This is a genomic window from Desulfocucumis palustris, from assembly GCF_002933875.1.
Taxonomy (GTDB): domain Bacteria; phylum Bacillota; class Desulfotomaculia; order Desulfotomaculales; family Desulfocucumaceae; genus Desulfocucumis; species Desulfocucumis palustris.
Window position 1 is genome coordinate 40,502 of the sequence record NZ_BFAV01000130.1, and the last position, 22,667, is coordinate 63,168.

General features: G+C 48.1%; 23 protein-coding genes. 8 read left to right on the forward strand and 15 right to left on the reverse strand.

All coding sequences use genetic code 11. The annotated features are described in order from the left end of the window. Nucleotides 1-253 precede the first annotated feature (253 nt). Nucleotides 254-460 (forward strand): 4Fe-4S binding protein, encoded by a 207-nt coding sequence (locus DCCM_RS11310; RefSeq protein ID WP_104372508.1) that lies wholly within the window; start codon nucleotides 254-256, stop codon nucleotides 458-460. Between the two features lie 64 nt (nucleotides 461-524). Here DCCM_RS11310 and DCCM_RS11315 read toward each other — a convergent pair whose 3' ends face one another. Both DCCM_RS11315 and DCCM_RS11320 read right to left on the reverse strand, forming a co-directional pair. Further along, on the reverse strand, nucleotides 525-1,835 hold the full coding sequence (locus tag DCCM_RS11315) for an FtsW/RodA/SpoVE family cell cycle protein (RefSeq protein WP_104372509.1): 1,311 nt from the start codon (nucleotides 1,833-1,835) through the stop codon (nucleotides 525-527). Then, entirely contained in the window at nucleotides 1,816-2,169 is a 354-nt protein-coding gene (locus DCCM_RS11320) for a PadR family transcriptional regulator (RefSeq protein ID WP_104372510.1), read from the reverse strand. The genes DCCM_RS11315 and DCCM_RS11320 overlap by 20 nt, the downstream gene beginning before the upstream one ends. Before the next feature lie 523 nt (nucleotides 2,170-2,692). Here DCCM_RS11320 and DCCM_RS11325 point away from each other — a divergent pair. From DCCM_RS11325 to DCCM_RS11340, 4 genes are all read left to right on the forward strand, one after another. Next, the gene (locus tag DCCM_RS11325) at nucleotides 2,693-3,697 is read left to right on the forward strand and encodes a sensor histidine kinase (RefSeq protein ID WP_231702756.1); all 1,005 of its coding nucleotides are present in this window, start codon (nucleotides 2,693-2,695) and stop codon (nucleotides 3,695-3,697) included. Next, nucleotides 3,669-4,331: a response regulator gene (locus DCCM_RS11330; protein WP_104372512.1), complete on the forward strand. Its 663-nt coding sequence runs from the start codon at nucleotides 3,669-3,671 to the stop codon at nucleotides 4,329-4,331. The genes DCCM_RS11325 and DCCM_RS11330 overlap by 29 nt, the downstream gene beginning before the upstream one ends. 142 nt (nucleotides 4,332-4,473) lie before the next feature. Further along, the gene (locus DCCM_RS11335; RefSeq protein WP_104372513.1) at nucleotides 4,474-6,081 is read left to right on the forward strand and encodes a hypothetical protein; all 1,608 of its coding nucleotides are present in this window, start codon (nucleotides 4,474-4,476) and stop codon (nucleotides 6,079-6,081) included. A gap of 178 nt (nucleotides 6,082-6,259) precedes the next feature. Then, nucleotides 6,260-7,375 (forward strand): oxidoreductase, encoded by a 1,116-nt coding sequence (locus DCCM_RS11340; RefSeq protein ID WP_104372514.1) that lies wholly within the window; start codon nucleotides 6,260-6,262, stop codon nucleotides 7,373-7,375. Between the two features lie 141 nt (nucleotides 7,376-7,516). On the opposite strand, the gene DCCM_RS11345 is transcribed toward DCCM_RS11340, so the two are convergent. From DCCM_RS11345 to DCCM_RS11355, 3 genes are read right to left on the reverse strand one after another with little or no spacing between them, the layout of a single operon-like run. Next, nucleotides 7,517-8,314 carry a hypothetical protein gene (locus tag DCCM_RS11345; RefSeq protein WP_104372515.1) on the reverse strand — a complete coding sequence of 266 codons (798 nt, stop codon included), beginning with the start codon at nucleotides 8,312-8,314 and terminating at the stop codon, nucleotides 7,517-7,519. After that, entirely contained in the window at nucleotides 8,308-9,006 is a 699-nt protein-coding gene (locus tag DCCM_RS11350; RefSeq protein ID WP_104372516.1) for an ABC transporter ATP-binding protein, read from the reverse strand. Before DCCM_RS11350 ends, DCCM_RS11345 begins: the two co-directional genes overlap by 7 nt. Beyond that, nucleotides 9,003-9,374, reverse strand: a complete 372-nt coding sequence (locus tag DCCM_RS11355) for a GntR family transcriptional regulator (RefSeq protein ID WP_104372517.1) — start codon at nucleotides 9,372-9,374, stop codon at nucleotides 9,003-9,005. The genes DCCM_RS11350 and DCCM_RS11355 overlap by 4 nt, the downstream gene beginning before the upstream one ends. Nucleotides 9,375-9,733: 359 nt before the next feature. Here DCCM_RS11355 and DCCM_RS11360 point away from each other — a divergent pair, with 359 nt between their 5' ends. Continuing rightward, nucleotides 9,734-11,785, forward strand: coding sequence for a thioredoxin domain-containing protein (locus DCCM_RS11360; protein ID WP_104372518.1), 2,052 nt, complete (start codon nucleotides 9,734-9,736; stop codon nucleotides 11,783-11,785). A gap of 6 nt (nucleotides 11,786-11,791) precedes the next feature. Here the strand turns inward: DCCM_RS11360 and DCCM_RS11365 are convergent, their stop codons facing one another. Next, entirely contained in the window at nucleotides 11,792-12,076 is a 285-nt protein-coding gene (locus DCCM_RS11365) for a TIGR04076 family protein (RefSeq protein WP_165792126.1), read from the reverse strand. Nucleotides 12,077-12,260: 184 nt separating this feature from the next. Here DCCM_RS11365 and DCCM_RS11370 point away from each other — a divergent pair, with 184 nt between their 5' ends. Together DCCM_RS11370 and DCCM_RS11375 are read left to right on the forward strand one after the other, a co-directional pair. Next, entirely contained in the window at nucleotides 12,261-13,085 is an 825-nt protein-coding gene (locus DCCM_RS11370) for a nitroreductase family protein (protein ID WP_104372520.1), read from the forward strand. A gap of 433 nt (nucleotides 13,086-13,518) precedes the next feature. After that, complete coding sequence (locus tag DCCM_RS11375) at nucleotides 13,519-13,755, forward strand: glutaredoxin family protein (protein ID WP_104372579.1); 237 nt, start codon at nucleotides 13,519-13,521, stop codon at nucleotides 13,753-13,755. A gap of 442 nt (nucleotides 13,756-14,197) precedes the next feature. Here the strand turns inward: DCCM_RS11375 and trxA are convergent, their stop codons facing one another. From trxA to DCCM_RS11420, 9 genes are all read right to left on the reverse strand, one after another. After that, entirely contained in the window at nucleotides 14,198-14,521 is a 324-nt protein-coding gene (trxA, locus tag DCCM_RS11380; protein ID WP_104372521.1) for a thioredoxin, read from the reverse strand. A gap of 58 nt (nucleotides 14,522-14,579) precedes the next feature. Beyond that, nucleotides 14,580-14,765 carry an FmdB family zinc ribbon protein gene (locus tag DCCM_RS11385; RefSeq protein ID WP_104372522.1) on the reverse strand — a complete coding sequence of 62 codons (186 nt, stop codon included), beginning with the start codon at nucleotides 14,763-14,765 and terminating at the stop codon, nucleotides 14,580-14,582. Between the two features lie 18 nt (nucleotides 14,766-14,783). After that, nucleotides 14,784-14,957 (reverse strand): DUF362 domain-containing protein, encoded by a 174-nt coding sequence (locus tag DCCM_RS11390; RefSeq protein WP_104372523.1) that lies wholly within the window; start codon nucleotides 14,955-14,957, stop codon nucleotides 14,784-14,786. A gap of 57 nt (nucleotides 14,958-15,014) precedes the next feature. Continuing rightward, on the reverse strand, nucleotides 15,015-15,782 hold the full coding sequence (locus DCCM_RS11395) for a helix-turn-helix domain-containing protein (protein ID WP_104372524.1): 768 nt from the start codon (nucleotides 15,780-15,782) through the stop codon (nucleotides 15,015-15,017). A 125-nt stretch (nucleotides 15,783-15,907) separates the two neighbouring features. Beyond that, a complete protein-coding gene (locus tag DCCM_RS11400) occupies nucleotides 15,908-17,602 on the reverse strand; it encodes a peptidoglycan D,D-transpeptidase FtsI family protein (RefSeq protein ID WP_104372525.1) in 1,695 nt (564 codons plus the stop codon). 76 nt (nucleotides 17,603-17,678) lie between these two features. Continuing rightward, complete coding sequence (locus DCCM_RS11405) at nucleotides 17,679-18,908, reverse strand: peptidase U32 family protein (RefSeq protein WP_104372526.1); 1,230 nt, start codon at nucleotides 18,906-18,908, stop codon at nucleotides 17,679-17,681. A gap of 124 nt (nucleotides 18,909-19,032) precedes the next feature. Further along, nucleotides 19,033-20,076, reverse strand: a complete 1,044-nt coding sequence (gene mltG, locus DCCM_RS11410; RefSeq protein WP_104372527.1) for an endolytic transglycosylase MltG — start codon at nucleotides 20,074-20,076, stop codon at nucleotides 19,033-19,035. Nucleotides 20,077-20,203: 127 nt separating this feature from the next. Next, complete coding sequence (locus tag DCCM_RS11415; protein ID WP_104372528.1) at nucleotides 20,204-20,959, reverse strand: P-loop NTPase family protein; 756 nt, start codon at nucleotides 20,957-20,959, stop codon at nucleotides 20,204-20,206. Between the two features lie 133 nt (nucleotides 20,960-21,092). After that, nucleotides 21,093-22,589: a VanW family protein gene (locus DCCM_RS11420; protein ID WP_104372529.1), complete on the reverse strand. Its 1,497-nt coding sequence runs from the start codon at nucleotides 22,587-22,589 to the stop codon at nucleotides 21,093-21,095. Nucleotides 22,590-22,667 lie beyond the last annotated feature (78 nt).

Sequence of the window (22,667 nt, forward strand, 5' to 3'; positions counted from 1 at the left end):
TCTAAACCTGTTTATTTCCGTATTTTCAGGAGTGACCATAAGTAGCGCCGGCATGTTTTCTCCCGATTAAATCCTCTTCAAGTCTTGTCGGAGGCAAAAGGGTTTAAAATATTAATTTAACAAATGGGAAGTGGAATTGATGAAATCCGTGGCCGCAGCAAGTATAATAGATAATCGATGGGTTAACCAAAATGACTTTAAAAAATACCATCGCTAAAACTAAATTTTCAATAACCTGCAACCGGAGGTAGCCATGCAATTGGTAGTGGTGAATAAAGACAAATGCCTGCCTGATAAATGCGAAAATGGAGAATGTATTGCCACTTATTCCTGCACCTGGAAAGTACTTGAGCAAAAAAATCATTATGAACTTCCATCCATTAATTTGCAAAAATGCCTGGGCTGCGCCCGGTGCACCTTTATCTGCCCATTGGGGGCGCTGGAAATTATTCAGAGGTAATCAGCCACAGCGAAGCAACAGCACTGCCGCAAGCATTCTATCCGCCCCGGGGCCTTTATGTTTTTTAACCGTCAATTAAAGGCCCTGAAAGGTTTCTCCGCCTGTAAACGCTGAAAATAATACCCAGCGCCGCAGCATTGAAAATCAATTGTGAGCCGCCGTAGCTAACAAAAGGCAGTCCCACTCCGATTAGCGGGGCAAATCCCAAATTCATCAGTATGTTCCACAAAAACTGGACGGCAAAGATGGCAACAAATCCAGTGACAAGCAGCCTGGCATAACTACTTTTTACCGCTGTTGCTATAAGCATTATACGTATTATAAACACCGCCACCAAAACCGCTAAAACACCCCCGGCTATCCAACCAAAAGCAAAAGTTATGTACGAAAAAATGAAATCCGTATGAAGACCGGGCACATATTCAGGTTTTAAAGCCAACCCCTGTCCATAAAGCCCGGAATTATCAATCAATTTACTCAACTGCGCACCTAACCAGCCCATGCCTGAGAGATCTTTTTCAGGGTGAATAAATGCAGTTAATCGATTCAATCTGTATGGGTCGTTGATTATTGGCAGCAAAATCATGCCCGACACTAAACCAGTCAGTATTAAAAAATCCCTGGGCCCGGCCCCTGAAACAATCACGAGGGCAATGCAAGTTATGCAGTATATAACGCCTGTGGCTAATGAATGACTTGCCAATATGAGGATTAGCGGCACCAGGCATAATAATGCCAGCTGCGCCAGCTTTTCTGAATTGTTCCAATCCCATTTATTTAAAATACCGGCTAAAGCTATGCTAAATAATATTGTACTAATTCCTGCCATGTCAAAAGAAAAGAAACCCACACTAAAATATGGTTTTCCAATAACGGGTTGACCAACAAAAAGAAGAACAGTCAGCGCAAATACCGTACCCAGATAGATGTGCTTGGAAAAGGGCTCCAATTTTCTGTAATCAAATAAATACAATCCGGTCACCACCACCGCTCCAATAATTATAACGGCAATACTCCTGGTAAACATAGGGATAGAGGCGGAAGCAGACGCAAATAATCCTTGTTTTTCCATAAAATATATTGACAATAAACCCAGTCCCGCAAAAAGAAGGCTTAAAGTCAAAACGGTCCACTCCGGCTTTGGTTTATGAACCTTGTCCAACTGCCTTCCCACAATTTCCGCGCTCCCCATTTGAGCAATCGCTTTGCCAACGGCTTCATCTTCAGAAAAACCTTCCGACAAGTACTCCTCAACAATCTCTTGAAGGTGGCTTTTAAGTTCAAGCTGTATTTCTTTATGAACTTCGCGGAATTTAATTTGCGAACATACGTCATTTATATATGCCAGTATTCTGTCATTCTGTTTTATAACCATAGATAAGCCTCCCGGTTAAAATTTTATCCACCGCTGAACGAAATGTTTCCCATTCCTGCTGTTTTTCCTTTAAACAATGATTCCCCTTATCAGTAATTCGATAATACTTCCTTTGACGGCTGCCTTCGTTTCCCAGCCAATAGGACTCAATCATGCCATTGGCTTCCAATGAGTGTAAAATGGGGTAGAGTGTTCCTTCTTTGAATTTAAAAACTCCACCGGATTTTTTTTCTATTTCCTTTATCATTTGATAGCCATACATAGGCGCGCGGTCCAGCAAACTTAAAACCAGAATTACCGTGCTCCCTTTTAACAGCTCTTTATTTACTTTCAAGGCAATCCCTCTTCGCAATAAATTCTATATCTATGCATAGTTAATCTAGGTATTAATATATTTCATGTCGACCCAAAAGTCAATAAGCTATTGACGCCCTGCTCTCTTAACTTATGTCCCACAAATTTTTCAGAGCCGGACAATTTTCAGGCCATTACTTTTTGCCCTGTTTTAAAGATTTATCACAATTGGTGGTTGTGTCATCATAAAATGTCCCGGACCGGAGGAAAAGAGGACGTATATTGAGTGTTTAGTTGGCGGGCAATGTGTAAAATAGAGGAATTCAACACCCCGGATAGAATGGTTGCTTAAGTCCAGGATTGAGTTGCGGGAAAGAAAATATCTCTGAGGTTGAATCATGTTTATCTGGCTAACCGGCACAAAGATCATTTTATATTCCTGGTTTTTAATCAGGTTGTTGCAAAAAACCCCGCTCAGCTTCCCACTGACGGCAATTGCGCTTGCTATTTTAGCCAATGGCTTTTGGCGAAGTTTTTACAGGTATGACAGGGCAAAAGTGAATATGATTACTTTGCTGCTGGACTTATTTTTGGCTGTTCTTATCTCTCTGTTCCCGAAAAGTGCCGGCTTTGATAAACTTTTTATGATTTACCTCATAGAAGGAACAGCTATATTACCGAAACCTTTCTTCATTATCTATGCCATGCTTGCCACCACAGCCAGTGTGGGCTCCAATGCACTGTTTGAATTAAGGGAAACGGGTCAGGCGCAATTACTTGGGATTGCCGAAATACTTCTGTATGGATTTGCGTTTATTCTGGTTCTTAGTGAAAGAAGACAAAGGGAACAAAGGCTGGCCTTTAAAAAACTGACAAAAGAACTTGAATACGTCAACCTTCAGCTGAACGAAAGCATGGCTTTAAGTGAGAAGTTAGCCTCTGAAGCTGAACGGCGGCGAATCGCGGGCGAGATCCACGATGGTTTCGGCCATGATCTCACCGGCCTAATTTTGACCCTGGAAGCCGGGAAAAGACTGCTGAACCATGATCCGGAAGCCGCAAAGACATACTGGGACAAAGCCCTTCAGGTTTCCCGGACGGCTCTTAACTCAGTCAGGGAACTGGTTTCAGAAAAAAGGGAATCATATTTTGAATTTGAGTTAGTTTCCCGTCTTAACGAAATGGCCCGCAAGGCGCAGGCTTTAACCGGTTTGCAGATAGAGCTTGACATGAGGCCCCGGGGTCTGTGCTTATCCAGTAAAGAGGATTTCAATTTATATCGGATATTTCAGGAAGCCGTCACCAATACCTTACGTCACGCGAATGCTGACCGCGCGCAAATTTCCATATCAGCAAACCGGGAATCTTTGTCTTTTTCCTATTGCGATAATGGTGCCGGAACAAATAGGATTGAAGAGGGAAACGGCTTAAAGGGTATGAAGGAAAGAATCGCCGAACTTGGCGGCGTTATTTATTTTCAGTCGCAGAGGGGAAAAGGTTTTAAAATCCACGGGCACATAGACAGACGGAGGGTAGGAAATGAAGAAGATAAAAATTCTGATTGTTGATGATCAGCCCATTGTCTGTGAAGGCTTGAACACTATTCTGCGGTTTGAAGAGGATTTTGAAGTTGTGGGTGTTTGTTACAATGGGCAAGAGGCGTTGGATTTTTGTGAGCGGAATAAACCCCATATAGTATTAATGGATGCGCGTATGCCTGTGCTGAACGGCATTGAGGCTACCGGAGAAATCACCCGGCTCTTTCCGGACACCAGGGTGCTGATTCTGACAACCTTTAATGAGGATATGCTGATTGTCAAAGGATTACAAAACGGAGCCAAGGGTTTTTTGCTTAAAGATATGCAGCCCGAGGAACTGTGCCAGATCATCCGGGTTGTTCATGACGGTGGAGTTTGCCTGCATCCTGATGTAACCCAAAAAATTCTCGCAAGAATTTCAGAACAGGATAGAAAGGCTGTCGCGGATAATCTGTCCGGGAAGGATATTTCTCAACTGACCAACCGGGAGAAGGAAGTCTTAAGACTGATCGGCAGGGGTTTTTCCAATATTGAAATATCTTCCGCGCTGTTTATTGTCGAAGGGACAGTGAAGAATCACGTAAGCAATCTGTTGGCCAAACTCGGGGCCAGGGACAGGACCCAGCTGGCGTTACTTGCCCAAAAAATCCATGACTTAAGATAGAGAAAGAACATGTCTGGGGTATGATGCCCGATGGCTCCCTCATCTTTATTATAAAGTTGAGGGATTTTATTATTTCAATGCCCTTTTTGGGCAGAGCCTTTGTCTACTATTGTCATAAATAAATTTTTACCCGGGGGTTGAAATGAAAAATAAAAAAACAATTCTCATCGTGTCAATATTTATTCTGGCTTTGATTATTTCCTTATTTTTTACCGTACTTCACGTGCAATCACAAATAACAGATTTGTTCCGGTTAAACAAAGAACTTCAGGAAGAGGGCTATTATATGGCTGATTTTGAGTTTAAGATGATGGGAATGGCATACTGGCTGGATCATGGCCATTACCACACAGCGTTGTCACGGCTCAATCAACTGCACAGGCAGTTAAAAACAAGAGAGGGATTAATTAAAATGCCGAAATTTAAAAACAAGGAAGATGAATTGGATTTCTATTTAAACCTTCAAAACGCCAGAACAGGAGCCTTTATGGATGACTCTTATCCATATTGCACTTATAACGAACCCACGGAAAATATTTTATCTCATATTGATGCGCTGGCTGAAGAAACAGGACAGCCATTACGCTTGAAGTATCCTTTGAAATACCTGGACGATATTAATACGCCTGAAAAGCTGAAAGCGTTTCTTGAGGATGTATCCAATGTCGGGTGGATTGCTTCCAGGTTTCCGCAAACCACTTTTTTGTTCGCAAGAAGCTTATTGAGTTATTACAACGGGGAAGGTGTTATTGGAGAACATAATTTATATAATTTCTCTCCCGAGTGGAAACAAACTTTGCTTCAATGGTTTTATGACAATCAGGACCGGCGAACGGGGTTTTGGGGACCCAGATCAAGAACAAGCGGCCAATTGTTAAAAAGGGATTTAACCAACACGGCTTCAATTATCAAAACATTCATTGACAGAAACGGCAGTGACATTCACCAATCCTTTCCTTTGCGATACAGGAAGGAGATGTTCAAAACGGCTCTTGGGGTTATGTCCGAACCAATCCCTTCAGATGAAGATTTGGATGAATGGCATGAATGGTCGTTGAAAATGGGAAAAGGAATAATCATGCTGACAAGGTATTTATGGAAAGACGCTTCGGAGGACGATAAAGCCAAGGCGAAAGCATTGATTGAAGGTTTTGTCAAAGTCGCCTTTGAAAAATATTACGTTGCAGGTGAAGGAGCATTTAGCTATTACCCTGCTTCGGAACACGCTACCTTGGACGGTACGGGCGGAAAAATAAACGAATTTACCGACATTGGCTTTTTTTCGGCTGAAAAGCAAAAAGAATTATGGGGAAATCCTGAAGAAAGTATAATTGATCTTGGGGTGTGCAACGTTTCAATACTTACAGAAAATAATTTTGCCTTAATCACTAATCATCCCGAAGTAAATTCCCTTCGTTTTTATGATACTATTCCTGACTTCGGCGATCTGACATCTGGAGTTTTCGCTGTTGCATATCCCCAAAAGTCTTCCGTTCGGGATATAATGGATTTTACTCCCAAAATGAAACATTGGCTTAATACCACTTCGCAAAGCATAGGAAATTGGGTCTCTAAAGAGGCAACTGCGCAAAGTATGAACACCCTGGAAATAGAAGAAGTTCTAATTTACGAAGATGGAATTTCCTTGAAAACTATGAATGAGTTTCTGCAAAAGAATAAAAGATTTGTTGTACTTGGTTTTGATGTTTTGCAGATTCCCAGATATAAAATTATTTTTGATAAAAAATAAATAAAATCCCAAAAGGTTATTGGAAAAACTTATTATTGTAATTTTCATTGATAATGACAGTTTTTATTGTGGAACTCTCCGGCTGCCAGCCTTCTCAGATAGTTTTTATGGAGATATAATTAACTGTATAGTTAGAATATTAGAAAAAAGTAATTTTTTGAAAGATTGGGAGGATACCATGAGTATTTTATTTGAGCCGGTCAGGATCAAAAATATTGTGCTTAGAAATAGATTTGTCAGATCAGCTACATACGACGGTTTCGCCGATAGTAGCGGTCATGTCTCCGACGGACAGATGAAACTTTTTTCCGATCTAGCTGATGGCGGTGTAGGCCTAATAATGGCAGGCATAGCTTACGTTCATCATACCGGTCAGATATCACCGTTTCAGAATTCCATTGCCGGTGATGAGTTTGTTCCCGGCTTTAAAAAACTGACTAAAGCGGTTCATGACCGTGGAGCCGGAATTGCCCTGCAAATTTTTCATGGAGGAAGAGAGGCCAAATATTTAAAAACAAAGAATGTCCTTCCTATTGCTCCGTCAGTTGTCGAAAATGATCAATATTACAGGGGCGAATACCGGAAAATCACGGACAGTGAGATTTGGGAGATAATTCAAGCATTCGGAGATGGAGCGCGTAGGGCAAAAGAGGCCGAGTTTGATGCCGTCCAGGTTCACGGTGCCCATGCCTACCTCTTAGGTCAGTTCCTTTCACCTTATACAAACAAAAGGCAGGATCAATGGGGCGGGAGTCTTGAAAACCGTCTTCGTATTTATAGCGAAATATACAAGGACATCAGGAAAAAAGTTGGCGAGGATTATCCGGTATTCATTAAAATTGGAGTCCAGGATGGTTTTCCCGGTGGACTTGAGTTCGATGAGGGAAAACAGGCTGCCGAATTTCTTGCAAATTTAGGATTTGACTCTCTGGAAATCAGCCAGGGTTTAAGAGGTGAACGATATGAAGGCACTGAATACAAAGCCCATATCAATAGCCTGGACAAAGAGGCATACTATCGAAACTGGTGCCGGGAAATAAAATGCCAAACGGATATTCCAATAATGATGGTCGGCGGTTTAAGAACTTTATCTCTAATGAAAGAGATTATTCAAAACAGAGAAGCGGACTTTATATCGTTATGCCGTCCCTTGATATGTGAGCCCAGCCTGATAAACCAATGGAAAACTGATGAACATAAAAAAGCAAGGTGTATTTCGTGTAATAAATGTGTTGATGAAATATATAAGGGAAGACCGATTTCTTGTGTCCAAACAAAAAAGGATAATCATTAAAAGGGATTAGATGAAACCGCATGGTTCAAGTTTCCATGAATCATAGGGTTGTCAAGGGGACAAAGGAAATGACACTTACCCTGCTATTTGAAATCAAAAACTCCATGTCAATTCCCCCGTCCCCCTGATATCCCCCTGATATTATTCCAAGTTAAGCCGTTTACTTAATATAAAATTAGTAATAGCGAAGTAAGCGGCGCTTTTAAGCCCGGCAATAATGATTCCAAAAGCTAAAGCCATCTGAATCGCCGGTAAATTGTTGGCAAAGTTATAGGAACTAATATGAATATTGGCTAATGGAACAACCTTTATGACCAGGCTGATTAGATTGACCAGGACATGTGCTAAGGTGTTGAGAATGATGAAGGCTCCAAAGGAAGCCAGTATTTTATGCTTACTAAACAGGTGCCCCACAGCAATGGAAGCATATATGAGCAAAATGCCGGAGGTCAGGGTGCTAAAGATGGCGATGATAACTTCAAAGATGGTGAATGACGCGGAAACACTCCAATATTCCGACAACCGACTTATAAGTAGTGAAAGACCCCGGATAGTTTCACTTATCGCTCCTGCTTTGTAAGTAATTATCAGAATTGTGAATACGGCGGCGATTACGCTGGCTGTAATCCAGAGCATAGATACCAAAAGCTTACTGACGATATGCTGCCAGGGATTTGTGGGCAGTGTAAACATTAGGTAGCCTTCATCGGAAAGCAGATTCTTATTAAAGCGCTGAATCATCACTGTCAGAGTCATGACAAACATACCGGCCATTATGATAATATAGATGGTGTGGCTGATGAATACTGGAAAAGTCTGTTGAAAATCAAAAACAGACAATATTCTTGAGATAAAGGCAAACGCCAGCAGAGAAGCGAAAAGTGGCAGAAATACTCTCCCTGTGGCTTTAAACTCGTACTTGAATAGTTTTCTCAGCATTTAAATACCTCCCTAAATAGGGCATCAATAGATTTGCCCTTTTCATCACGGATAGCATCAACAGAAGAAGTCAATACAATCTGTCCCTGATGGATGAATACAACATAATCCAATAATTTTTCAATATCTGAAATAAGGTGTGTCGAGATAACTATTGTGGCATTTTCTCTGTAATTGCCAAGGATCGTCTCCAATATATAATCCCTCGCTGCCGGGTCCACCCCGCCTATGGGCTCATCCAAAAGGTAAAGCTCCGCCTCCCGGCTCATAACAAGAATCAGCTGCACCTTTTCCTTCGTTCCTTTAGACATGGTCTTCAGCTTGTCGTGGGCATTGATATTGAGCTTTTTTAGCATATCGTATGCCTTTTTCGGTTGGAAATTATCATAGAAATCGGAAAAAAGTTCAATAATCTCGTGCACCCTCATCCAATCGTTCAGATAATTCTTTTCCGGGAGGTAGGATACTATTTTCTTGGTTTCGATACCTGGCTTTTTGTCTCCAATAAAAACATTTCCGCTGGTAGGTGTCAAAAGTTGGTTGACCATTTTGATAAGGGTGCTTTTTCCGCTGCCATTAGGCCCTAACAGCCCAACGATCTGGCCTCTTTCTACCTTTAAATCAACTTCAGATATAGCGGTTTTACTGCCGAAACTTTTGGTAAGTTTCCTGCATTCCAAAATTGCGCTCATTTTTTCATCTCCTTTACCATGTTTTGAATAACACGCAAAATTTCTTTAGGGTCAAAGCCCAGCTTTTGCATTTTCCCCAAAAACTCGGAAATTTGCTCTTGAGCCAATCTGTTTTTAGCCACCTCCAACATATGTGCGTCCTCCGTTATCGATCGACCGCTTGTGCGGTGCGTTATTATAAGTCCGTCTTCTTCCAGCTTCACTAAAGCCTTTTGCATGGTATTAGGGTTAACGGCCGCCTCTTTGGCCATATCCCGTACCGAAGGCAGTTTTGACCCTAATGGATAAACACCCGAGAATATCATCAGCGCAATCTGTTCGACCAACTGGATGTAAATAGGCCGGTCAGAATTTAATTCCCAGGGCATTAAATCACCTCCTGTACTATTGTATTAAGTGCATAATACAATAGTACAATATTTCTGGCTTTTGTCAATAACAGAACCACAATTTTCTGCTGGGTATCAAAGGGTCAAGGGGAGGATGTCAGAAAACTTCATGTCAATTCCCCCTTCCCCCTGACATTAGCCGGTGGTAACCAGGTGATTGGCATTTTCAGAACCCCTAAGTGAAAGAGCGGTTGACCCATGAATAAACCAATGCTGTCGCGCCTTAAAAATTTTATTGGTTTTAGCTCCTGTTATAGGGATTTTGGAAGCTTTTGTTCATTATTTTGTAATAATTATTAGGGATAATAACCTCAAACAGTTTTAGGAGGTTATTTTTTATGGCCAACAGGCTCGCTGATGAAAAAAGCCCCTATCTTCTCCAGCACGCCAACAACCCTGTGGACTGGTATCCCTGGGGGGAAGAGGCATTTGATAAAGCCCAAAAGGAAGATAAGCCGGTTTTCCTTAGTGTGGGCTATTCCACCTGCCACTGGTGCCATGTTATGGAAAGGGAGTCCTTCGAGGACGAAGAGTTGGCCGGACTGCTGAATAAATACTTCGTGTCCATAAAGGTGGACCGGGAGGAAAGGCCGGATGTGGACCATATCTATATGACTGTCTGCCAGGCCATGACCGGCAGCGGCGGCTGGCCTCTAACCATAATCATGACCCCCGCTAAAAAACCTTTTTTCGCCGGGACCTATTTTCCCAAACGCAGTCACTACGGACGTCCCGGGCTGATGGAAATACTGGAGGAGGTTCACCGGCAGTGGATTTCCGGCAGGGAGGAAATATTAAAGGCCGGGGAGCACATAGCAGACGCCGTGGGGCGGCAATTCCACGGCGATAAAGCGGGAAAACCGGACCGGGATACGTTAGACAGAGGATATTTAACCCTGAAAAAAAGCTTTGATCCGGAATACGGCGGCTTCGGCGGAGCGCCCAAGTTCCCCACCCCGCACAATATGGCCTTCCTGCTCCGCCACTGGAAAAGGACCGGCGACGGGGAAGCCCTGGCCATGGTGGAAAAAACCCTGCGGAGCATGCACCGGGGAGGCATTTACGATCACCTGGGATACGGCTTTGCCCGTTATTCCGTGGACCGCAAGTGGCTGGTGCCCCATTTTGAGAAAATGCTGTACGACAACGCCCTGCTGGCCATGCTTTACCTGGAGGTTCACCAGGCCACCGGCGGCGAAGGTTACGCAAGGGTTGCAGGAGAGATCTTCACTTATGTGCTGAGGGACATGACCTCCCCCGAAGGCGGGTTCTACTCCGCGGAAGACGCCGATTCCGAAGGAGTGGAGGGGAAATTTTACGTATGGACCACGGAGGAAATTATAAATATACTGGGTGAGGAAACAGGAAGGCTGTTTTGCCTGTGGTATGACGTTACGGAAAAGGGCAACTTTGAAGGACACAGCATATTGAATGGAATACACCGGGACAAAAAAGCTTTAAGCCCGGGCATGGCCCCGGAGGAATGGGAAAAAAAGCTGGCGGAAGCCAGGCAAAAAGTTTTCGCCGCCAGGGAGAAAAGGATCCATCCCCACAAAGATGATAAAATACTTACTTCCTGGAACGGGCTTATGATCGCGGCCCTGGCCCGGGGTTTCTCCATTCTAAATGAAAAATCGTACCTGGACGCCGCCACCCGGGCAGCGGAATTCATACTGACCCGGCTGAGGAGAGAGGACGGCCGGCTGCTGGCCCGCTACAGGGACGGGGAGGCCGCCTACCCGGCTTATATCGATGACTACGCCTTCCTGGTATGGGCGATGATTGAACTGTACCAGGCGGATCAACGGCCGTCATGGCTCAAACTGGCGCTGGAGCTGCAGGAGGAGCAAAACCGGCTGTTCTGGGACGGCCAGCACGGAGGATATTTCTTCTACGGCAGCGACGGGGAAGAACTGCTGGCTCGCCCCAAGGAAATATATGACGGCGCAACACCCTCGGGCAATTCCGTATCGGCCCTGAATTTATTGAGGCTGGCCCGGCTGGGGGCAAAGAATGAATACTCCTTAATGGCTGAAACCCTATTTGAAAGCTTTTCGGGCAATGTTAAACAATACCCCGCCGGCCACTGCCATTTGTTAATGGCCCTGGATTACGCCATGAGCCCCGGGAGGGAAGTGGTGGTGGTGTCCGGGCGGGACAGCGGGGATGTCCGGAAGGAGTTAACGGAAATACGGCGGCTGTTCACCCCGGACACCGTATTTATGTTCCGCCTGCCCGGGCGGGAATACCGGGAACTGGAGCAAATTGCCCCGCATATAAGCGGCATGTCTCCCCTGGACGACAAAACCACCTTTTACATATGCCAAAATTTCGCCTGCGGCCGGCCGCTGGACGACATTGGAGAGGTACAAAGGGTACTGCAGTCCTGACCGAATCTATTTGGATTCCCGTTCCACCCTTTTAAGCTCAAAAACAACAGTCCGCTCGGGATCCGGGCAGCCCCAGGTGGTGGGCTGCCCTTCCTTTGCCCAGGGGTATCTTCCTCCGTACAGTGTCACCGCCACTGCGGAATGCATTGATTCATAAGCGAAATGACAGAGTCCCGGAGGAGTGTGTTCCGTAAATTCAAAAACATCCCCCACCTTGTGTCCGAAAGGACAGCTCCCCTCCCCCCGGATTTCTTTCACCGTGGCAATTACTTTATGTTTGTACACCGTCATCAGCCTCATTTCTCCGTGATTTGATTAATAATATTTAACCCCCCGGGTATAACCCTTGGCAAGGAAAATTTAAAAAAATATAGAATATATGCATATGAAAATTTAATAAGCAAATTATTCGTATAGTTACTATCATTTTTATCTATATCCATGCAACTATTTTATGAAAGGAGCCTTTAACCAAATGTCTATTTTTACCGTGGATCAGACAAAATGCAAAAAAGACGGTATCTGCGCGGCTGAGTGCCCTATTTCCATTATCAGCATGCCGGATAAGGAATCCTTCCCCGCCTGGGCGCAGGGTGCAGAACAAATGTGTATTGGCTGCGGCCACTGCGTGGCCGTGTGCCCCCAGGGCGCCATATCCCTGGGCGACATGAGTCCTGAAAAATGCTCCCCGGTCCGCGGGGAATTGCTTCCGGGTCCGGAACAGGCGGAACATTTCCTGCTGACCCGCCGCTCCATCCGCAAATATAAAGAGCAGCCCGTGGAGCGGGAGCTGCTGCAAAGGATTATCCAAATCGCCAGTTACGCTCCCTCCGGCCACAACCTGCAGCCTGTTCACTGGCTGGTTATTGAAAAAAAGGAGGAAATAAAGCGGCTTTCCGGAATGGTGATAGACTGGATGCGCTTTATGCTCAAAGAAAAACCCGAATTTGCCCTTTCCCTGCACATGGACAAGGTAGTGGCGGGCTGGGACGCAGGCTACGATAAGATTTGCCGGGGAGCGCCCCATTTAATTCTGGCCCATGCCCCGAAGGCGCTGCCACCCGCCCCGGCGGCCTGTACAATCGCCCTGGCCTACCTGGAGCTGGCCGCATATTCAATGGGGCTGGGGGCCTGCTGGGCCGGATATTTCGGCGCCGCCGCCGGGCTCTATCCGCCGCTGCTCCAGGCCCTGGCCCTTCCCGAAGGGCATCAGGCCTACGGCGCTTTGATGATAGGATACCCCCAATTCAGCTATCACCGCATCCCATTGCGCAAAGAGCCTGCCGTCACCTGGCGTTGAGGTTATCTTAAACCGGCCCGGGCAACCGTGGAAAAACATATTTGTTATCGCCAAACCCCCCGGAACCATATACCGGGGGGTTTTTGCGACAGGGGACGGTTCTCGGGCGTCGCAAAAATTAAATTTTCTGTTTTTAGATGTTGGACAAATGCTGTGACATGCTGGCTGCAATGATCCGGGTGTAGCCATACGCAAACTTCAAAGGAATAAATACAATGCCAATTGATACATAATAAAAAAACGCTATAAGTGAGCCTTATGTTGGAAAAGAGGTTACTCCCCTACCGACATAGGCTGGGGACAATCCTGCGGCCTAAAGCCATGCTCAAAGAAGGTGTCCCCTGACTTCGAGCTTTTCAGCCTGTTTTTCCCCGGCCTTCAAGGACTAGAAAAAACAGGCTGTCAGCAGATAAAAATATTCCCGGAGGTAACTATGCAGGAGCAACAGATAACCGTATACACTACACCAACTTGACCCCATTGCCGCTCGGTGAAAGAGTTTCTTTCACAAAAAGGTGTAAAATACACCGAGCAGGATGTGGCCGCGGATCAGCGGGCCAGGGATGAAATGGTCCAAAAAACAGGGAAGCTGGCGGTACCGGTGATCACCGTCGGCAGCAAGGTCATTATGGGCTACAACCCTTCGGAACTGGAAAAAGCGCTTCATTAATCCATCCCGGGGATTAGTGCTGAAAATATAACAAAGCGCTTTCGGGAGAACCTGAAAAAATGGACGGTTTACGCTGCTAAGCGGCACCATTAGATTTGAAAATTGTCCGGAAGTTCGCAACAGGCATTTTCGTTTGGGAAAAGTGCCGGACGGCGCTATGCGTACAGGCCGATCGAAGGTTAGGGGACATACCTCCGAAAGTGGAAAGGGGACACACCTCTTCCAGAGGAATGTCCCCAACGTATGAACGTCCCCAACGTATGAACGCCCACCCAAATATAGTGTCCCTAACGATAAAGTCCCAAATTAATACTGTCCGCCCGGCTGAAGCGCCAGGTGAATGTTTTAGCAGCGATTTCCGGAAAAAAACAGCGCCCTGCCATCCGGCTTAAAGGCGCTGCTTTTTTAGCTTTAAAATAAGTGCAGTATAATTTTAGTATATTTAATCTTCAATAACCGCATCCAGTTTCTTGGCCAGAAGCGCCTTGGGGGTCAACCCCACGGTCTGGCCCACGTTTTGTCCGTTTTTAAAAATAATCAGGGTCGGAATGCTCATTATGCCGAAACGGCGGGCAATCTCCTGGCTTTGATCCACATTCAACTTTGTAATTTTCACCTTGCCCTGATACTCATTGGACAGTTCCTCGATAATCGGAGCCATACTGCGGCAGGGCCCGCACCAGGGCGCCCAGAAATCCACAAGTACCGGCAGATCCGATTTCAAGACCTCCGCTTCAAAATTACTGTCGTTTAATTCCAGTGCCAAATTCATCTCCCCTTTGCAATTTTAAAGGACCGCCAACGGCGTCCTAATTTTATATTCCTCAACCGCCGCCGGTCTTAACGGCGGAACCGCCGCAACTTCCCACTTTAACGGAACAGGCCGATATTAACTGCTCCACCCGGGGGCTGCCGCATTTCTGACAGGTTACCTTGTCACGGTCGCTGATGGCCACCATCACGGTAAACCTTTGCCCGCATTTTTTGCAGCGGTAGTCATATATGGGCATAAAAAATTTACACCTCCATCATCCGCCGGTTATGGCCCCGTTGGGGCATATAAAGATGCATTCCTCGCAGTCGTCACACAGTTCTATGTCCACCCGGGCCCTTTTCAGCAATACTATAATTGCTTTTTTAGGGCATATTTCGGCACACGCCCCGCAGCCCAGGCAGAGTTCCGGCACCACATACGCTGGCATTGTAACCTCCGCAGCCATAATACACTTTTCACCGGATTCGTGTAAATACGGAACCGGTTAGCTTAATTCTGATTTTTTAAATAACTGTATAAAATTAAGAACAAACTGCAGTTCCTTTTCATTGAGGTTGCAAATCAGATTCAATACAGCCTGTACATTGGGGTGCATTAGCAACTCCCTCAGTTCCGGGTTCATCAGGCTTAACATCTGGTCCACCGCGCCGGGTTCCATAATAAAATAACACGGGGACACCCCCATAACCTCAGCCAGTTTTTCAAGGGTTTTAAGCGACGGCTGGACTTTGCCCTGCTCTATTTGACCGATTAATCCGGCGGTAACCCCTGCCAGGTTGGCAAGCTGGGCCTGGGTAAGCCCGTATTCTTCCCTCAGGGCTTTAAGCTTGTGGCCCAGGGACCCTTCGTGCCCCATCACCGCGGACGGATGCACGCCCAGTCCCTCGGCAATCCTTTTCAGGGTGTTGAGCGCCGGATAGACTGTGCCGCGTTCTATTTCGCTCAGGTATGACAGTGAAATGCCCGCTTTAACCGCCAGATCCTGCAGGGAGAGATTCTTTTCCCCGCGCATGAGGCGGATTTTATCCCCCAGGGAGAGTCCGGTGTCTATCACATCGCCCTCTATAAGCTGCGCCTTTGACACATTAAGGGCAGAGGCCAGCTTGTCTATGGTTTTCAATGAAGGGCGCTTTGAGCCTCTTTCAATTTCGCTGAGATAGGATAGAGACAGGCTTGCCCGGCGTGCCAGATCCTGCAGCGTATAGCCGCGTTCTTCACGCATGGCGCGGATTTGGTCACCTTTAACAATCATATCTCACACTGCCTCCCGGCTTAAAAATATAATATTATCCTACTATACTTTCCCTAGGCAGTCAATCAAAGACGATATATTTTTAATTCTCAGCGAAATAATTCTAAATTTTCATTAATTATTGCTTAATGTTTTAGTAGCATTATTTCCCGGGCGATTTCCCTGAACAGTGGCGCGGCGGTTTCCCCGCCGCTCTTTCCGTTTCTAACCAGCACGGTGATAATATATTGAGGATTTTCCTTTGGAACATAGCCGGAAAACCAGGCATTGACCGGGCCTCCCCCGTAACCCAGCTGGGCCGAGCCGGTTTTGCCCGCGCTGCCGACTCCCGGCACATAGGCTTCCCGCCCCACCCCTTCGGTTGTCACCATGCCCAGCAGCTTTAAAAGCCTTGCGGCGGTATCCGGAGAAACCGCCCTTACCCCTTCACCCGGGGGAAACTGTTTTTCCAGTCCCGGGCCTGAAATACCGCTTACCAGCCTGGGCTGCCGGTATACACCGCCATTGACCATTGTGTTGAGCATGGCTGAAATCTGCACCGGGGTGGCCAGCACCGGACCCTGCCCCACGCTGCTGTTAACCAGATTGTATTTGGCGGCAATAAGCCTAAAATCCTGCTGGTTTTTACGGGGCAGGGGGTAGCCTGTTATTTCCTGGTTGTTCAGCCCCAGCCGCCCGGCGTACTCTATTATTTTGGCGGCCCCCAGTTTTAACCCCAGCCTGGCGAAGGCGGGGTTGCAGGATTCCGCGAAGGCCCTGGCGAAGGTGATTTCACCATGTCCCGGGTGCCAGCAGGATATAAGCCTGTCTTCACGCCCGGCGCAGTAAAAGAGTGTGTCTTCTGAAACCAGTCCTTCCTCCAGGGCGGCAGCGGCCACCACCACCTTAAAAATTGAACCCGGCTGAAACAGGTCCGTGCACTGGTCCAGAAAGGCGTCGTTGTTGCCGCCCAGATAGTCTTCAATTTTACCCGGGGCCGGGTTGTAGGCGGGCCTGCTGGCCATGGCCAGCAGGTCCCCGCCGGGAGCCATAACCACCACCGCGCCCATTTCCACCTCCCGGTCCATGATTTCCTCCACCTTGGACTGAATGGCGGCGTCCAGGGTGGTAATCACATTGCCCCGGGAAGGATCGGCCCCGTTGGTATTGACTTCCAGGGGCAGGCCGGGCAGGGCTTTGCCTGAGGCATCCAGGAATAGCCTGGCGCTGGCGGCGGGGCTGTCTCCCTTCAATACCTGTTCATAATACATTTCCAGACCCTGGCGGCCAACCCAGTCACTTAAGCTGTAACTCCTGCCGGTCAGCCGGGCCAGTTTTTCCCTTTCCGCATTATCACGCACCCGGCCCAGATGCCCCACCACCTGGGTGGCCAGAGGCCTCACTCCATAGCGGAAATGCGCGGGAACCACCGTCACGCCTTCCCAGCCCTGCTGTTTTACGGCCAAAGCCTGCCCGGCATCCAGGGGATAGGAAAGCAGCCCGGGCCCGGAGGAAATTTTCTTCCTGATTTCCCCGGCATCCACCCGCAGAATTGAGGCCAGGCCGGTTGAAACCAGAGCCTTATCCTCCACCAGCCGGGGAAACACCACCACCCGGTTGGCGTTATGAGAGCCGGTTAAAGAATTATAATTCCTGTCCAGAATCATCCCCCGGCTGAAATCCTCCAGGACAACCTTTTCCGTTTCCCTCTCCAGGGCCTGGCGGGCATAGATTTCACCCCTGGCGATTTGAAGGTAGCCCAGCCGGGCGGTAAGCATCAATAAGAAAAGGGCCAGCAGTGAAAAGATCCACACCAGCCTCTTGGATATAATTATGTCCATTAAATCCAATCCTTCCAGGATCAGCCATTTATAAACAGCTTGGCCGGAAAGAACGGATTATATACAATTTTTTTGTCTAACCGGTTTGTTCTCTTCGCCTTAACAGGCTGCCAGGTTCCAATGGAAAGGGTACCGGCAGCAGCACCTTTTGACAGGGGTGGGGGGCGTTTTCAATCTCCCCGCCCTCTCCGTCATACATTTTCTCCACTTTGAATATACCCTGGGGTTTTCCCGGGGGAGCCAGCACCTCCAGGGTCTCACCCACCGCAAAGCGGTTGCGCTGCTGAACCTCGACCACACCTGAAACCCGGTGGTAATTCTCCACGGTCCCCACGAAGGTGTACTGCCGGCGGTATATTTTATCCAGGTGGCCCTGCCCCTCAGACCCGACGGGCCCGGATATGAATCCGGTGGTATAATCCCTGTTGCTTACCTTGCCCAGTTCCTCCCACCAGGCGGGATCGGCGCGGTACCCTTCAGGGTCCGCCATGAAGCGGTCGATGGCCTGCCGGTAAACCTTCACCACCGTGGCCACGTAATGAACCCCTTTAACCCGCCCTTCAATCTTGAGGCTGCCCACACCGGCCCGGATTAGCTCCGGAAGGTAATCCAGCAGGCACAGGTCCCGGGAGCTTAATATATAAGTCCCGCGTTTGTCCTCCCCCACGGGAAAATACTGCCCCGGCCTTTTTTCCTCCTGCAGGGCGTAACGCCAGCGGCAGGCCTGGGCGCAATCCCCCAGGTTGGCGTCCCGGCCGGTCATGTAATTACTGAGCAGACACCTGCCGGAATAAGATATGCACATGGCGCCGTGCACGAAAACCTCCAACTCCAGTGCCACCGACTCCCGGATGCCGGCTATTTCCTCCAGGGAAAGTTCCCTGGCCAGCACCAGCCGCCGGGCACCGATAGATTCCCAGAAGGCGGCCGAGGCCCGGTTGGTTATGTTGGCCTGGGTGCTGACATGCACCGGCAGTTCCGGGACCTCCTTTCTGGCCACGGAAAAAACCCCGGGATCAGCCACGATTATCCCGTCAACATTAATATCCCTTAACTCCCCCAGGTATCCGGGAAGGTTATCCAGGTCCCTGTTATGGGCAAATATATTTACAGTTACATAAACCTTTACCCCCCGGGCATGGGCAAATTCCACAGCCCTCCTCATCCCGTCGGGGTCGAAGTTTTCCGCCCCCATGCGCAGGCCGAAACTCTTTCCTCCCAGATAAACCGCATCGGCGCCGTAAACCACGGCGGCCTTCAGCTTTTCCATGTCGCCGGCCGGGGCCAGCAGCTCGGGCCTTTTCAAAAACGTCACCATCCCGTGGAAGACTAATGCAAAAACCTTTATAACAGGGTCTTTTCCAATACCGGGCACCGGTTATAAGCGTGCTGCCCAGTAAAAAAGCAAAGTGTTCATACTTTGCTTTACCTTATTTAATATATTTGGCCTTGTTGGCATTATGCTCGGCCAGGGTTTTGGAGAAGACATGGGTTCCATCCGGCCTGGCCACGTAGTACAGATAATCAGTTGTTTCCGGATGGACCGCCGCCAACAGGGAAGCCTCCCCGGGAAAGGAAATGGGTCCAGGGGGAAGCCCGTAGTACTTGTAAGTGTTATACGGTGAATCGGTTTCAAGATCCTTGTAATATATTTTATCCCTGTGGCCACCCAGGGCATACTCCACAGTGGCGTCAATCTGAAGTTTCATTCCCCGGTGCAGCCGGTTTAGCATGACTCCCGCGATCAGAGGCCGCTCCCTGTCCACCCGGGCTTCCCTTTCCACCATGGAGGCCAGGGTAACCCCCTGGTGAAGGCTCAGCCCCAGCAGGGCCGTATGCTCGGAGAAATTAATTTTCACCAGCTCATCGTTAAAGCGTTTGAGCATCATTTCTATTATTTCTTTTTCAGTGGTTTCGCTGCCTATATGGTATGTATCGGGAAAAAGATAGCCCTCCAGGCGCCGGCTGTTCCGGGGAATCCCCTCTAAAAAGGAATAGCCGAAATCCCCCTGGAAAACCAGGCGGGTGAATTCTTCCCTTTGGATCAAACCCCGCTGGGACAGCATGTCCACCAACTGGCGAAAGTCATACCCCTCCGGCACCGTAAAGGCTATTTTATCCGGCGGGCCGGCTACCAGCGCGGTGGCGATTTCCTCCAGGGGCTGGGCAGGATTAAATATATATTTACCCGGCTTTAACTTGCCGGTTATACCCCTGTACCTGGCATACAGTTTAAATACCTCGGGCCCCCTGGTAAGACCGGCCTGGTACAGTTTTTGACTGATATACTCACCGGAGGCGTTGGGAGGAATGTCTAAAATCACCTCATTACCCTTTTGGGAGGGGTCCACCGGTGTGATCAGCGCGTTGAAATACAGTTTTGCCAGTAAGGCCGTTCCCACCAGCAGGACAAGGGCCAGCAGGACCAGCACCTTCAGGCGTCTCCGGCCGGCAGGATAAATATGACTTTTCATCTATACTCCATGTCGACATTTTTTATAATTATACCATCCTTTTTCTTTTTCTTACAACCTAAGTGGGGTCAGGCTTTAGCTTGTTACTTTCCGCGGAAAGTAACAAAGTAAAGCCTGACCCCAATCATTAGACAGTTCCCTTTTCCTTTGATATGACCACCTTGGCCTGAGGCTGGGCGTTGTCCAGCAGGAATACCGGTTCGTTAAGCCTCTTTACCACCTCTTCCAGCACCAGTTCCATATGTATTCCCTGGGTGGCCACCGCCGGTATGATTGGCTTGTGCCTGTATATTCTCTGCAGCAGCTTGATGGTGGTGTTGGACACGTCCCTGGGAGTTTCGTCTATCTTGGTAACCACAATTATATCCGCCTCATCCAGCAGTATGCTGCCCTGCTCCATAATTATCTCGCCCTTTATTCCCGCCGGTATCACACTTACCAGAATGTCGGCCAGATTTCTGCATTCAGCCGATTTATAGCCGTCGTTAATCCCCACCGCCTCTATCAGGACCACATCGGGAAGCGTTGAAATGTCGGGTATATCCCGCTGGGAAAGATTGCCCAATTCCAGCACCGAACGGACTTTGTTCAACTCCTCCAAGGCCCTCCTGGCATGCTGTATCAGCCTGTTCTTCTCCTGAATCTGGTTGACATGGCTCCTGATAACCCGTTCAACATCCGACACCACGTCCATTCCCGGCTCCGGAACGGCCACGGTAAGATAGGTAACGTCTATACCCTTGTGCAAATAAGGTTTTTCATCCTGTATGCCGGAGCCCACAGCCAGGGGCTGATACTCCTTGGCCTTCAGGCCGCGGTACAATTCCCCCACAATGGTTGATTTGCCGCTGTCATTTCGCCCGGCAATGACTATTTTTTTCATTAACGGCTTGCACCCCTTTCTACCAAATAAACTATATTTAAAAAATATGTGGGATATGAAATTGATAGAATAAAAAGGGAATAAAAAAAGAGAGCCCCTGGCTCTCTCCAAAAAAGAAATGTCATAGTAGGGTTCACGCCCCCGACGGAGGAACGATACCTCCCTGGGGCGGGGGGGGTTCCTGACCGGCCCCGGCCTCCCCGGTTACCTGTTCGTTTTGCCCGTTTTTACGGCTGTCCGGACCGCTGCCGGGCGCTGTGCCGCCAGCCTGACGGACAGGTGAAACACTCTCACCCGTGCCCACCAGAACTATCTGGTTCTGGGGATTGTAAAGGCTGGCGGGCAGGGATTCCAGCCTGGATGCCCCGTTTTCCTCTATAATCCTGCTGGCGATTATTTTCGCCCCTTTTACCCCTTCTTTTTTAACCTTCTGGGTTCCCTTGGCCAGGGTGGGGTCCGGCTCGTAAACCACCTTGTAATCATATGTTTCAACGGTTTTTGTTTTAATGATTATATCTTTCCTGGCCTGGGAGTTGCCGTATATTTTTACGGTTACCTTGCCTCCGCCGGTATAAGTCTTTATGTACAAATATTTATCCGTATTATTTCTGAATACAAAATCTATATAGTCATAAGCCACGGTGGCGTCCCTTCCCGCCGGAGCGTAAGCCACGGGCAGGGAGTGGTTTTTACGGGTAACCACCTCCAGGCCGGACATCAATACCGCATTGTAAAGGGTTGTGCTGACCTGACAAACCCCTCCCCCGAGGCCGTCCACCAATTCGTTGTTAACAATGACTTTGGCGTTTTTGTAACCGGCCTCCGAACTCCTGGGGCCAACCACTTTGTTGAAAGAAGTTTCCTTGCCGGGAGGGACCAGCAAATTGTCCAGGGCGCCGGCAGCCACCCTTACGTTGAAGGCCCGGTCCGTTACCGAGGCGTCAAAACGGGTGGTATAGGAGCCAAGCAACGTATCCAGCCCGTATTCCCTCACTTCTTCAGTGGTTACGTCCGGCTGCGCCTTTTTCAGAGAGAGTTCCACCCTGGGGACCACACGGTTGTTTTCCAGCACGGACAGCAGGTCCCTGGCGGCCTTTTCCTTATCCACCAGCACCCCTTCCCGGCCTGGAATTATTTCAACCGTATCCGCTTTTGTGACGGCAAAACCCGCATCCACCGGCAAAATGATCAAATCGGCGGTTAAATTATCCAGCCCGTGGTCAAACATTTCCCTGTCCAGCTTAAGCACCGGAACCAGATCAACACCATTGGTCCTGATCCGGCTTTTCTCCCGCCAGTTGTCGATAAAAGAGCCTTCTTTCCCGACTTTTAGGGCTTTTTCCATTATTTTCTCAGCATCCAGGGAGACTCCCAGTGATGCCGGCGCTATCTGCCAGGCACGGTCCTGATACTCCAAAATTACCGGGGTGGACAGGTAGTCTTTTTCCAGGGAGGCAATTTCTTTAATACCGCTCTCCCTCTCCAGCCCGGATAAATTCTGTCCTATAAAACTGACGCCCTCCAGCACCTTTTGCGAATCTGACGCCTGGGTTGCACCCATAAAAAATAAAAGCCCTGTTGCCAGAAACACTCCGATTAGCCCGCCGGTTATTGCTGTTTTGTACTTCAAAGTAAAAACTCCCTCCCTGCTAACAAGAAGGACGCCCCGAATTCCGTCGATGTTCCGACAGCATGATAAATATTTTTA

Excerpts from the sequence above, each read along its gene's own strand:
- DCCM_RS11310 (WP_104372508.1), top strand. The coding sequence starts at position 254 with ATGCAATTGGTAGTGGTGAATAAAGACAAATGCCTGCCTGATAAATGC.
- DCCM_RS11315 (WP_104372509.1), bottom strand. The coding sequence starts at position 1,835 with ATGGTTATAAAACAGAATGACAGAATACTGGCATATATAAATGACGTA.
- DCCM_RS11325 (WP_231702756.1), top strand. The coding sequence starts at position 2,693 with ATGATTACTTTGCTGCTGGACTTATTTTTGGCTGTTCTTATCTCTCTG.
- DCCM_RS11330 (WP_104372512.1), top strand. The coding sequence starts at position 3,669 with ATGAAGAAGATAAAAATTCTGATTGTTGATGATCAGCCCATTGTCTGT.
- DCCM_RS11335 (WP_104372513.1), top strand. The coding sequence starts at position 4,474 with ATGAAAAATAAAAAAACAATTCTCATCGTGTCAATATTTATTCTGGCT.
- DCCM_RS11340 (WP_104372514.1), top strand. The coding sequence starts at position 6,260 with ATGAGTATTTTATTTGAGCCGGTCAGGATCAAAAATATTGTGCTTAGA.
- DCCM_RS11345 (WP_104372515.1), bottom strand. The coding sequence starts at position 8,314 with ATGCTGAGAAAACTATTCAAGTACGAGTTTAAAGCCACAGGGAGAGTA.
- DCCM_RS11350 (WP_104372516.1), bottom strand. The coding sequence starts at position 9,006 with ATGAGCGCAATTTTGGAATGCAGGAAACTTACCAAAAGTTTCGGCAGT.
- DCCM_RS11355 (WP_104372517.1), bottom strand. The coding sequence starts at position 9,374 with ATGCCCTGGGAATTAAATTCTGACCGGCCTATTTACATCCAGTTGGTC.
- DCCM_RS11360 (WP_104372518.1), top strand. The coding sequence starts at position 9,734 with ATGGCCAACAGGCTCGCTGATGAAAAAAGCCCCTATCTTCTCCAGCAC.
- DCCM_RS11365 (WP_165792126.1), bottom strand. The coding sequence starts at position 12,076 with ATGACGGTGTACAAACATAAAGTAATTGCCACGGTGAAAGAAATCCGG.
- DCCM_RS11370 (WP_104372520.1), top strand. The coding sequence starts at position 12,261 with ATGTCTATTTTTACCGTGGATCAGACAAAATGCAAAAAAGACGGTATC.
- DCCM_RS11385 (WP_104372522.1), bottom strand. The coding sequence starts at position 14,765 with ATGCCCATATATGACTACCGCTGCAAAAAATGCGGGCAAAGGTTTACC.
- DCCM_RS11390 (WP_104372523.1), bottom strand. The coding sequence starts at position 14,957 with ATGCCAGCGTATGTGGTGCCGGAACTCTGCCTGGGCTGCGGGGCGTGT.
- DCCM_RS11395 (WP_104372524.1), bottom strand. The coding sequence starts at position 15,782 with ATGATTGTTAAAGGTGACCAAATCCGCGCCATGCGTGAAGAACGCGGC.
- DCCM_RS11400 (WP_104372525.1), bottom strand. The coding sequence starts at position 17,602 with ATGGACATAATTATATCCAAGAGGCTGGTGTGGATCTTTTCACTGCTG.
- mltG (WP_104372527.1), bottom strand. The coding sequence starts at position 20,076 with ATGAAAAGTCATATTTATCCTGCCGGCCGGAGACGCCTGAAGGTGCTG.
- DCCM_RS11415 (WP_104372528.1), bottom strand. The coding sequence starts at position 20,959 with ATGAAAAAAATAGTCATTGCCGGGCGAAATGACAGCGGCAAATCAACC.